9 protein-coding genes are annotated in these 11,079 nt (G+C 60.2%); 4 read left to right on the top strand and 5 right to left on the bottom strand.

Translation table 11 applies throughout. From position 1 onward, the window contains the following. Positions 1–64: 64 nt before the first annotated feature. The 5 genes from ACLBYB_RS28470 to ACLBYB_RS28450 all read right to left on the bottom strand — a co-directional run bounded on the left by ACLBYB_RS28470 (position 65) and on the right by ACLBYB_RS28450 (position 8,560). Complete coding sequence (locus ACLBYB_RS28470; RefSeq protein ID WP_447700777.1) at positions 65–475, bottom strand: hypothetical protein; 411 nt, start codon at positions 473–475, stop codon at positions 65–67. 437 nt (positions 476–912) lie between these two features. Beyond that, entirely contained in the window at positions 913–4,275 is a 3,363-nt protein-coding gene (locus tag ACLBYB_RS28465) for a DEAD/DEAH box helicase (RefSeq protein ID WP_447700776.1), read from the bottom strand. After that, positions 4,229–4,981: a hypothetical protein gene (locus tag ACLBYB_RS28460; protein WP_447700775.1), complete on the bottom strand. Its 753-nt coding sequence runs from the start codon at positions 4,979–4,981 to the stop codon at positions 4,229–4,231. The genes ACLBYB_RS28465 and ACLBYB_RS28460 overlap by 47 nt, the downstream gene beginning before the upstream one ends. 805 nt (positions 4,982–5,786) lie before the next feature. Next, positions 5,787–7,568: a DUF6538 domain-containing protein gene (locus ACLBYB_RS28455; RefSeq protein ID WP_447700774.1), complete on the bottom strand. Its 1,782-nt coding sequence runs from the start codon at positions 7,566–7,568 to the stop codon at positions 5,787–5,789. Positions 7,569–7,987: 419 nt separating this feature from the next. Then, positions 7,988–8,560, bottom strand: coding sequence for a hypothetical protein (locus tag ACLBYB_RS28450; protein ID WP_447700773.1), 573 nt, complete (start codon positions 8,558–8,560; stop codon positions 7,988–7,990). A 627-nt stretch (positions 8,561–9,187) separates the two neighbouring features. On the opposite strand from ACLBYB_RS28450, the gene ACLBYB_RS28445 reads away from it, so the two are divergent. From ACLBYB_RS28445 to ACLBYB_RS28430, 4 genes are read left to right on the top strand one after another with little or no spacing between them, the layout of a single operon-like run. Next, complete coding sequence (locus ACLBYB_RS28445) at positions 9,188–9,613, top strand: hypothetical protein (RefSeq protein ID WP_447700772.1); 426 nt, start codon at positions 9,188–9,190, stop codon at positions 9,611–9,613. Beyond that, the gene (locus ACLBYB_RS28440; protein WP_440761538.1) at positions 9,610–9,831 is read left to right on the top strand and encodes a hypothetical protein; all 222 of its coding nucleotides are present in this window, start codon (positions 9,610–9,612) and stop codon (positions 9,829–9,831) included. The genes ACLBYB_RS28445 and ACLBYB_RS28440 overlap by 4 nt, the downstream gene beginning before the upstream one ends. Continuing rightward, entirely contained in the window at positions 9,831–10,298 is a 468-nt protein-coding gene (locus ACLBYB_RS28435) for a hypothetical protein (RefSeq protein WP_447700771.1), read from the top strand. Before ACLBYB_RS28440 ends, ACLBYB_RS28435 begins: the two co-directional genes overlap by 1 nt. After that, positions 10,289–10,471, top strand: a complete 183-nt coding sequence (locus ACLBYB_RS28430) for a hypothetical protein (protein ID WP_447700770.1) — start codon at positions 10,289–10,291, stop codon at positions 10,469–10,471. Before ACLBYB_RS28435 ends, ACLBYB_RS28430 begins: the two co-directional genes overlap by 10 nt. Positions 10,472–11,079 lie beyond the last annotated feature (608 nt).

Genomic DNA, 11,079 nt, shown 5'->3' with positions numbered 1-11,079 from the left:
TTCAATGCCGAGGATCATCGACCCGGCAAAATCAGTTCGATCCGGGGCACTGAGCACTCACGGCCTATTTGATCTCACTATCTAATCGCGCCTGCAGTTTGTCGCGATGCGATTGCCAAGCATTTTCCATTATTTCATCTATTATATTACCATAACGTCCAATGAGATATTCCAACTCATCTGAATTCTGCTTAGCTATTCCAGTATCTTTTAGTACAAAATGAAATTCTTCAATTCTAATTCGTCGCGGCATACGATCGATATCGTTGATGTTCTCCTGTTCAGCGCGATGTCTTGAGTCGGCATACTCCTTGCCGGTCTTCTCGTTATCATCAACCGCGGCTGTGTTTTCAATCCGATAAGCCGATAATGGCTTCCTCGAAAAGCGCCGGCCGGTCATCACCTTTACGGCTTCGGCGACGAACTGGCCGAGTCGTGACTTTGCTTCGGCGTCGGTAAGATTGTGATAGGGCATTGAAAACTCTTTGTTTAAACAGAAGATGTGTTGGCGGGTAGGTCCCGTTGAACGCAAGCCAAATGCAGGCGCCACGATGCTTTAGCAGCGCCATGTAAACAAAACCTCTGAGTGATGCGAACAGCTTTCGAAATGTCGTCGGCACTCGATAAAGCCTGCCATACTCGGACGATGCAGGCACGCCGCACGCACGAGAAGGTCAAGCGCTGGAGCGCTGGAGGCTTAAGACGATGATGGATGCCATGAGGAACAATATGGCAGTGCGGGTCTGGCGACGAAAGTATTTCCAGGGAGCCCGGACGGTAGCCTCGTACGGAAGGTCGAGTGACCGGTCGTCTCACTCGATCAAGGCCAGGGTCTCGCTCTGATCTCCTTCGCCATCCGGACGGCGACGTCGGTTTACCGAAGACGGAGCCGGCGCGTTGGACGGATCCGGGTCAGCCCGAACAGACGACCAAAAGATCTACGTCGATGGTTTGTCGGAGGTAGGCCGAGGCCGAGCCAAGGACCATGGCTTGGTCATCGGTAATGGCCGAGCGCATGACGCCGGGTTGCACGATGATGATTTCCATCTCGACCGCCTTCATGCGGGCGGCCCTGGAGAGATCCGAGAGCCTTTGCATCGAGCCCTTCACGAAGCGCGAACGGGTCGTGTTGCCGTTGCCGGAGAGTTTCGAGCGCGAGATCATGTGCCGATACAGGCGCTCGAAGTTGCCGCGCCAGGCCGCGGAGCGGATCGCCTGGGAAGAGACTTCCACGACGTCCTTGATGCGCTCTCCCGGATCGGGCTTGCCGGAAAATTTGCAATGCACCAGGACGAGGCGGATGAGTTCCTCGGTCTCCTTCAGGCAGATAAGGTCCGCAGCCTCCCCCGCATCGTCGTCGTTGAAGACGACCTGAAAACCCTCGGCCACGTAATGCGCGCCGACGCGTGACTGGATCGAGCGTGGCCTCTCGACTCCCTTCTTCCAGGTCGACTCGACGTGGATGTCGACGTCCTTCCAGTCCCAAGGTTGAAGCTGTCGGTCCTCGATCCGGGCGGGGGCGGCATTGGTTTGTTCATACAGGAGATCGCCTTCGAGCTCCTTGAGGCTGACGTATCGGACGACCAGGGGATAGTCGTAGAGATAGTCGACCAGCGCCGTGCCGAAGCGGCCTTGCTTGAGCCGAAGATGTCCGGCGCCGGTGAAGCAGTAGCCTTTCTCGGCGTCGAGTTCCAAGGCGATGCTGTCGTTGAGTTCCCCGCCGGCGGAGACGAGGCGGAAGGCGATCCGCTCCGGCGTCGATGCGTCCGGCTCGTGCTCCCACTCGCAATAGGCCATCGGCACCTCGATGCCGTTCTTCACGATGAGGATGCGCTCATCGGATGTCTTCAGCGTCTCGGCGGGCCATTCGACCGAGAGGACCTGCTCGGCAGGGAAAGCTCCCTTCACGACCGTGGGGACGAGCAGGTTCTGGATGATGTTGTCGACGTTGATGTTTGGGTCGAGGAGCTTCCTTCCGACCGGTCGGCACCACCTCACCCATTGCGGGATGGTGCCCTGCGCCTTGGACCAGACCCGGCCCTTGGCCGAACAGCCGGGCGATACCACAGCGCCGCCCTCCCAACCCCTGCCGTCGAGGTTCGACTTGGTTGCCCCGGTCGTTTCCGTCAGGGTCAAGGCGGATCGCACCTCGGCGCCGGTGTACATGGCGAAGCTCATGTTCCGCCGCCCGTGCTTTCGCAGGCCGATGTTGTTGAAGATCAACCTGTTGATGCCGCCGAGCGAGCGGAAGATATGGTCGCCCGAGATCCGGACGGTCGCCCCGACGGCGGTGGCCAACCCCTCGTGCATGCTGCTCTTGTCGGACGAGTTCAGGTGGAGAAGGCCCGTCTCCTCGTCGTGATACAGGACGAAGAGGTTCCATTGGCGATCCGCCAGCTTCTTGCTCCTGGTCCAGCGGACGCGCTCTTCCGTTCTCGTGACGAAGAACAGCAGCGAGGATGCCGGATTGTACCAAGCCGCGTGGACATAGGTCTTGTCCGGAATGCCTTCATGGAAGGATTTCGGGCTGAACGTTTCGCACCTGTAGGCGATGGTGCTGAATTTCGGTTTCAGGAGGGTCTTCGAGATCCGGAAGCCGTCGAGGTTCTCCTCCGGGATGAGGGTATCCGAGTTGCGGAGGAACTCGATCAGCTCCGCGTGCTCCCGAGCCGCATTGGAACTCGCCTCGCTCAGCAACTGGTTCCAATCGGCGCTCTCGCTGTAGAGGCGTTCGAGCTTCGAGGAGACCCTGGGATCGGCGATGTTGGCGATGACGGTGGCATCGCCGATGCGCTCGCCCAAGCTGCGGGTGAAGCGGCCCGTGAACTGTAGCAGGACCGGAAGGCTCTTGTGCAGGTCGTGGAGCACGGCGACTTTAAGTTCCGGCAGGTCGAAGCCCTCGCCGAGCATGTTGACGCAAATGACGATGCGGCTCGCCCCGGAACGGAGGGTGGCGAGGTGGCGGTCGATCTCGGGTCGCGCCATCTCGGAATGAACCAGGATGGGCTTCATCTCGGGCGCGAGGCGCCGGTACAGGGCGACGAGATCGTCGCCCCTCGGGATGCGGGCGCACCTGGCCATGAGGAGGTGGTTTCGTCCTGCCGCAAGGTCGGCTCGCAGCGCCGTCAGCGCCTCGGCGGCCATCTCCGCGTCGGCCTTCTCGGGGTCAACCTGAAACACCGACAGGAATCGGATCGGCTTGAAATATCCGTCCTTCTGGGCGGCCGAGAGCGGGTAGTTGAAGATCACGCGGCCATCGACGAGCTTGCCGTCCTGCCGGAACGGCGTGGCGGTGAACTGGACGATGCGGTGATTCGCGAAATGGCTTCGGAAGGCGCTCCACGTGTCGGACGCGACGTGATGGGCTTCGTCGACGAACAGGGAGTTCGTCATCGCGGCGATATCCGGGAAGAGCGGTCGCGTCGCGGCTCCCGTCATCGACGCCATGACGCCGATCACGACGTTGCAGCCGCGCAGCAGTTCGAGGTCCTCCTTAGAAGACGGTTCGCGCGTGATGACGGCGACAACGGGGTTATGGGTATCCTGGCCGATCAGGCCGAGCGTCCTCAGCAATCCGAGGCTCTCGAACTTCCGAGCGGTCTGCCACCGAAGGGCATTCGAGGGGACGCCCACAAGCGTCGGACCGCGCCGGTAGTTCACGACGGTGCAGAGCATCGTCTCGGTCTTGCCGGTACCTGTCGGCATGACGACGGTCGCCGGCTCCATGGCGAAGACGCTCCAGTGCATGCCGATCGCGTGCAGTGCGCCGATCTGGGGCGGCCGGAGACCCTCGTCTCCCTTCGCCACTCGGTTGTCCGCATCGGCGACCTCGGTCTTGAAGCGGAATGCGTCGCGCCACGAAGCCTCGATGTCTAGGGCGACGGACTCGGGAGCATCTGCGAAATGGGCGCTAAATTCGGCCAGACGCCGGTGCCACTGCCAGCGAGCTGGGCGGTCCGGTTGTTCCTGAAGCAGCACCCCGGTGACATCAGGGGGCACGGTCGATAGGCGCTTATCGGCGACGACCACCACCTCGCCGTCCGTCAGGTGGTGCAGGACCACGTCCCGCTTCGATGAGATCCGGAGGCTGGAAACACGCTCCACCGCTCGCTCGGACGCAGGGACGAGGAGACAGAACCTTCGACCGATGCGCCTTGTTTCCTCGAAGCGGACGGCAGGCAAATGCAGCTTAAGTGCGCCCGGGTTGCGAGAGTCTCCGCCATCGGCATCACCGGCGACCGGTTTGCCTGGCGTAACGTGTTCTTCGAGGGACATCTTCGCTTCCCGAATTCACGAGCGCCGCCGTCACCCGGCAACGCGCTTGCTTGGCGATGGCCTGCCCTTGGCTTTTCCAGCGTCTCGCCCGCCCTTCAATTCCCACGACGAGGTGCGCTTGCCTGGAAGCGGCGCCCTCTTGCTTCCTGTTGGACGTCGCGGCGCGCGAATTGGCCCTGACAATCTCGTTCATGACCGCGCGCGCCACGAAGGCCCTGCGTGATGTCGTCGAAGGCGTCGTCCCCCCTTGCCGGCCGCTGACCAAGCGGCCCTCGCGCGGCAACACCTTGCGCTCGGAGGCGTCCGTCGCCTTCCAGTCGCAGGGGCGCACAATCACGACGACGACCCGAATCGCGGAGCGGGCACGGCGGCCCATCGCTTGCTTGTACTTCAATTGGTACCCGCGGCTATGCAGGTATTTGGGGCTCATCAGCGCTACGAAAACGTGCGCAGCCCATTGCGTGCGCGAAAGCTTGGTATCGAGCCAGTCTCCGACATAAATGTCACCGACGAAGCAGGTCTTGATCTGATGGCTTTTCAATTGCTCGGGATGGATCTGAAGCTTTGACTGTGTGGCGGCATTGGCGCAGCAGTACGATACGAAGATCCGAACCCAGGGCTTTTTCGCACTTAGGGTCGGCAGGAGCACCTTCAGAGGGGCGGAGGCGCGCGAAGGCCCGACCGCCTTTTTGGCACGCCATCTCACCTTGCCGGTCCTGGCCGCTATTCCCGACGTCACGACAGCCCCCCCGAGTACGGCGGCCAAGCTCAAATTCAAACCACGCGAGCTCGTTTTGTTCCCTTCGTTTAGCTCTCGCGCCTCTCATGGACCGAGTTTCTCGTCGCGGCCAATAGAGCCGTCACGAAGTCCTGCTCCGAAGCGGAATAGAGGCTTTCGCTCATCGTCGGTCGAAGCTCAATGCCCAGGCAAACTCCTCTGATTGTCAAACGGCGTTGAATTTTGACCATGGATCGGAGTGGGCCCCTGACGCTGGGCGGATTAGGCTGGCCTGATTGACCGGTTTGCTGCGTCTTCGGACGACAAAGACCATGTCCCGACATAGCTCCCACAGCATCGCGTTTAAGCGTCAGGTCGTACAGGTGTACCCGTCTGGCGAGTCGCTGCACGGCTTGGCCAAGCGCCATGACCTCTCGCGCGACCTCGTGCGTGTCTGGGTGCGGAAGGACTAGATTGGCGCGCTCGATGACGATGCGGCTACTGCCGACACGATCCAGGTGCCAGTGGGGGTTGAGTACTCCCTGATTGTGGGCGTCGAAAATGCACAGGGCACCGCTTCCGCTTTTGGCAATCTGACTCTCAAAGGCGAACCTCAGACGGACACATTCGGTCGTTCTTGCCATGCTGACCAAGCCGAACTGACGTTCGTAATTTTGAGCCAACGACGAGTTGCCCGTTGTCGCACATCCATGTACAACAACGCAGCTGTAACGCTGTTTAGTGCCGGCACATCAGCGAATTACGCGGGCTGTTGCTTAGATGAGGATCTCGGCTACTGACCTGAACCTCGTACCGCGCCGAGAAAAACCCATTCGAGCTTCTGGATTGACCGTCGCAAGAGTTTGATGTCGACAGGCTTGGGTTGCCGCTTAGCCCCATACCTCCCGGTCGTACCCGGGTCCGAATGGCCCATCAGAGCCTGCTTCACCTCGATACTGGTCTTGGCGCGATCGAGGGCGTCCTTAAATGCGTGCCTGAAAGAGTACAGTGACTTCTGCTCGCCCTCAATGCGGATTGTTGTCTTCGAAAAATCACTCCAAAAAGCAGAAAAATAATTCGACGTCAGAGAGACGTCGCCAGACCGATCTTCAACTGCCTTCCAGAGCGTGCGCCAGCCGTTTGTCTTGGCCACCTCCACAAGCTCTAGCAGCCCAAGCGTGATGAGCTCCGACCGCACCGGAACATAGCGCTCACGCGAAAATGCCTTGATGGCCCGCCCGCCCGCGGTGGTGACGCGAAAGCAGAGGACGTCGGCATCGGGGTGCTTACAGACCGTGTCGGGCCCGAGCTGCAGGATCTCCGACGAGATCAGGCCGTGTGTGCAGGAGATCAGAGGCAGCCAGAACTGCAGCTCGCCGCAGGCCTTCGCCCGCGTGAGCCGCTCGCCTGATCGGAAGATGGGATGCGCGAAGATCCGTTCCAGCTCCTCCCGCGAGTACGAGTCGCGCTGGTCCTCGTCCTCGGGAACGTCGATGTAGATCCCGCCCTCGATGGCGCGACCGACCCAGCCCTTGCCGGCGGCGGTCGCGACCATCGTCGTGATGAACCCGACCTTTTTGTTGACCGTCGCGACCTTGTAGCCGGCGTGGTCGGTGAGGTGATCGCGGAAGCGGATGACGTGATTGCGCTCGACGAGGCCCACGTCCGAAATCCTGCTCAGATCCTCGAAGCGCTTGATGGTCGCCCGCATGTCGTTGACGAGGTGGCCGTCGACCTTTTTCTTGAGACGAACCCGATCCTTGATCCACTCTTCGATGCAGTCGTCGAGCGACTTACCGCAGCCGCGTGCCGCGTCGGACACGGTAGCTACGACGGCCGCGGCCTGAATCGCCTCCGGCTGCCGGCGCCACGGGCCGATGATCGTATCCGGGTGTGGATGCGCGACGCGCTGTCCACCCTCGCGCGCGAACACCACGTTCAGGGCTTCGAGCTCTGCCGTGAGACAGGCCCGCATAGTCTGCTCGTGATAGGGAGAGGCCAGTGAGATCGTGATGCCGAGGCGCCGGGCGTAGCTCTGAAGGTAGCCGGCCCGCTCGCGGCCATACTCAGCGACGCCCAGCACGAGCAGGCGCTTCCTCAACGCAATCCGCTCCTTGATCGCCGCGGCATCAAGCCACACGGCCTGGGGAGATGCCCCCTCTCCCACGAAGTCGCGACCGCGCATGGTTTTCGCCCGCAGCTGCAGGTCTTCGTCGAGCCAGGTCGCCTTCAGCCACGCGACGAAGGCCTCCCAATCCGGCCAGGTCCAGCCATCGTGCTGGGCGGGTGTGACCTCGAAGCCGAGTTTGAGCCTCGCCTTTGTAAACTGCTCCTCGACCTCACGGTCGATCTGGGCGGCCCTGAGGCGTGCCTCCGTAGGCAAGCGGGTCTTGAGCGAGCGCTGGATGCGGGTGGTGGCGAAGGCGGCGGCGACGTCATCGGGGATGCGGCGCACGTACTGGAACACGCCGTTGCGGCGGGTCACATGACAAGGGAGGGGCACGCTGTCGTCGTCCATGTTATGCAGCTTGTGATGCATTCCGGCCCAGTTGCAAGCCGGATGGTCGACGATCATTAAGCGTTTGCAGCGACTTAGCTGATTGGTGGTGGGCCCGGCAGGACTCGAACCTGCAACCAGACCGTTATGAGCGGTCGACACTAACCGATGATCTACGAGTTGTTTTTTATGTGACAGCCGACAGAATAGCTCCCGAAATGATTGTATATCGTTGGGGTCATGTCTTTGCGCATTGATTCATGTGTATCGTAGCGACAAACGTCAAGATCTAAAATAATTCTGACGCCAGCCTCCACGATGAATTCCAAACTTCTCAGTTTTGTTCCTTTTGGTAAGCCAAATATGACGAAATAACTATCAGCTAAATCTGATGTGCTAATTATTTTTCCATTCGACTCTAAAACGTTCACGTTCTTTGCGTTAATACTGTAATCTTGGCGCTGATTATCAGAGCCAGGATAGGTAAGAAGGTCGTTTTAGACACTTTCTCTTGAGTGAGAAGCGTAGCTGGAATTGGCTTCGACCAAATAACGCAAATCTGGCTTGTATGATGTCGATGCAAGCGTGTCCAAATAATCATTTTTTGATTTATAGAACGAGAGCCATACTGCAAAATCTTTAAATGGACTGTCGTCTGTCTTTATAGCTTTTGGATCAACATATTGATTGCGGGCCACAGCACTTGCATAAGCCTTGCAAAATCTTTTAGTATCTTCAGAGCATGTGTTTGTGAGCTCTATGTAAAGATTTGGCTTGCCAATCTTAAAGAGCATTCTGTCAAGATTGTTGACCGATTTCTGGCTATTGCTGAGTATGCTCTGTGATACCTCTGTCGATCTTGCTTTATCTGCGGCGTTGCCGTTCTGCTCAAGTAATTGAATGATTGCTCCGACAATCATAGAAGATATAATGCCAGCCAATGAGAAATAACCCCATTTAGTTATCGCTTTCGTATCTTTGTCCTTAAAATCCCCTAGTATTCCTACTATACCAAGGATACCAGTCACAATCCCAGAGCAAATCTTCAAAATTGAAAGCATATCCAGCATACTATTGCCTCAAGTTTGAAAATATGAATTGATCAACTCTGTTAGTGGCATACTTTCTAGTTCGTCATGCCGCCGAAACTTTCCTCAGGCGTACCCCGCAGCCCCTCGCCATTCTCATCGATGAAGATGACGCCGACGGCTCTACCAAAGGCGCAGCAGGAAGCCACCGGCCAGCACACGACGATAAGGGTCACGGCGGACACGGCGATCTTCTACGCCGATCCGGAGAAGCGGTTGGGCCTCCGCCGCTTAGGTCGAGGCCGGAAGGCTACGACCTTCAGGTCCGAAAGGTGCTGGGTCAGGCTGTCGGGCAGCTTAGGCTTCGTCCGCCTCACTTCAGATAGCCCCTCGCCTTCAGGTGCTCGGCTAGAGCCTCGCGAAGCACTTCTGGCCGCGTCGGCTTCGGATCCGGTTGCGCGGCGATCAAAGCGTCTAGGGGGGCCACGTGCTCGGGCTGCACCCGCACCTGGATCTGGATGCCGGTCTGCTTCCCGCGGGTTCTACCCGTGCGCATGTGGTACCATAGTTGACGTGCCTCGCGGCCAGTGGTACCACAATGCCGGTCCGGCGGGAAGGTGGAAGCTCCCGCACCGGACCTAACCCCACCACTCTGTTGAGGAGAGCGGCATGGCTACCCACGCCCATAGCACACGCACGTCCTTATTACGCCTGTCCGGCAGTCAGGGCCTGAGCAAATTTGCTCAGACCGAGCAAAACGCTCGAAGCTTATTAGGCGCGGCGCCCGGCCGGCAGTCGGGCCCCGTCACCCTTGCCATCGCGGCCATGCGCGCCGCGGATCCAGATCTGGATCGACAGCACCTCCGCGAGCTACGTCGCCGGATCGCCGACCGCATCGAGGCGGACATCGCATTATTAGATGATCTCGATGGCGACGCGGACTTTGAGGACGGCGCCGACCTCGAAGCCGAGAACGAGCACGGCGGTGACGTTCAGGATGAGCCGCACGATCCCGAGGAAGACGGCGACGTTCATGAGATCGCTACGGCGGTCGCCGGCTTCGACGGCACCAACTACAGGAGGGCGCGGTCATGAAGGAGCGCAATCCGGCCTTGCACCCCCTCTTGAAGCTGGAGGGCGATATCGCGGATGTGTTCCGCTACGGGCAACTCCTGTCCGTCGTGGCGGGGTGCGAGCACCAAATCGACAACGCGATGCTCAACACCATCGCTACGCCGCTGATGGAAGCCGGCAAGCGGCTGAGCGTCTACTATCGGGAGGCCGTCACTGCGGCGCAGGAGGGTATCCAGTGATGGCCTCCACCCGCCGCGCCGCCCTCGGCGCCATCCTGGCGGCCCCACTGGCCTCTGTGCCCTCGGTCGCCGCTGAAGCCATCCTGCCGGACCATGAGGCCCGGTTTCTCGCCATCGCCCCGCAGTTGGTCGCGATGTTGGACGAGTACGATCGTCTCGCGTCGCACTACAAAGCGGCCTACGAGGCTTGGTCTCAAGCGAGACGAGACTTCGTCATTCCGCAGTGGCCAGAGGCAGAGAAGCTGCCCGAGTGGCGGGCATACATTGTCGCCCGAGAGCCGGCGGACGCTCTCTTTGTTCGTATCGAGGAGCTTTACGACCCAACCGAGGAGTCGGATGCGCAGGCGTTCACGACGCTGCCGGCGATCATGGCGCGTCTCCGCTACGCCCTGACTTTCGAGGAGTGGACCGACGAGGCGATGGCCGATGTGCGCGAGTACCTGCGGAGGCATCCGCTATGCGCCTGATCTACGCCTTCCTCGCGGTCCGGATGCTCCGGCTTGCCCGCTTCGACCTGTTCCGGCACGAGCGGCTGATGGCTGACGCGGATGCAGCTCTCGCCCGTTCACGGGATCGGGTGCGGATCGCCGAGGCCCTGGCCGCTCGGGCTGACCTGCCGCCTCGGGCGCTGCTGCGGTGACCAAGGGTGGGGGATCGGTCCCCCACCTTGCGCTCCGAACAGACCGGAACGCTCGGTTATCTTATGTTCAGTCCGGCGCGAACGGACCGGGGCTGAACGGGGCACAGTCCCTCAACATCCACGCCCGCCCTTCGGGAGGGGGGGCGAACGTCAGGGCGGGCGTGGCGGTCGAGGGAAGGCTCGACGGCCGGGCTGAATGCAAAATGCATGCTCCACACCCACCATTATGGGGGTTTGAGGGGTCCACCAGGCGGCAGGCGTGGAGGTCGACCGGAGTCGACGGACCCCAAATGTAGAACCCGACCGAAGCGTTCGATCACGTTTCTGTGTCCGTGCGCAGCCGGTGCGAACGACAATCGGCCAACGCATCCACGCCCGCCGCGACAGCAGAGGGGCATATCTGCGGACGAGCGTGGGCGGCCAGCAAGACGGTCGTGAACTCGCCGGCAAGTTGAGAGGTAGCCCGGCGGCCTTGCCAAAAGTAAGCGATGTTCCGACCCCATCTTCTGTGGGGCGATCTGACCGGGCAATTTGACGATCCGCACGAGAGGATCGTTTTGTGTCTCGACTTGACCGTAGACTTGAGCCGGAGGGGACGGTCCGGCGTT

It is taken from the genome of Methylobacterium sp. D54C (assembly GCF_053345595.1).
The sequence above is the reverse complement of the archived record's forward strand: the minus strand, read 5'-3'. Positions and strand labels throughout refer to the sequence as shown.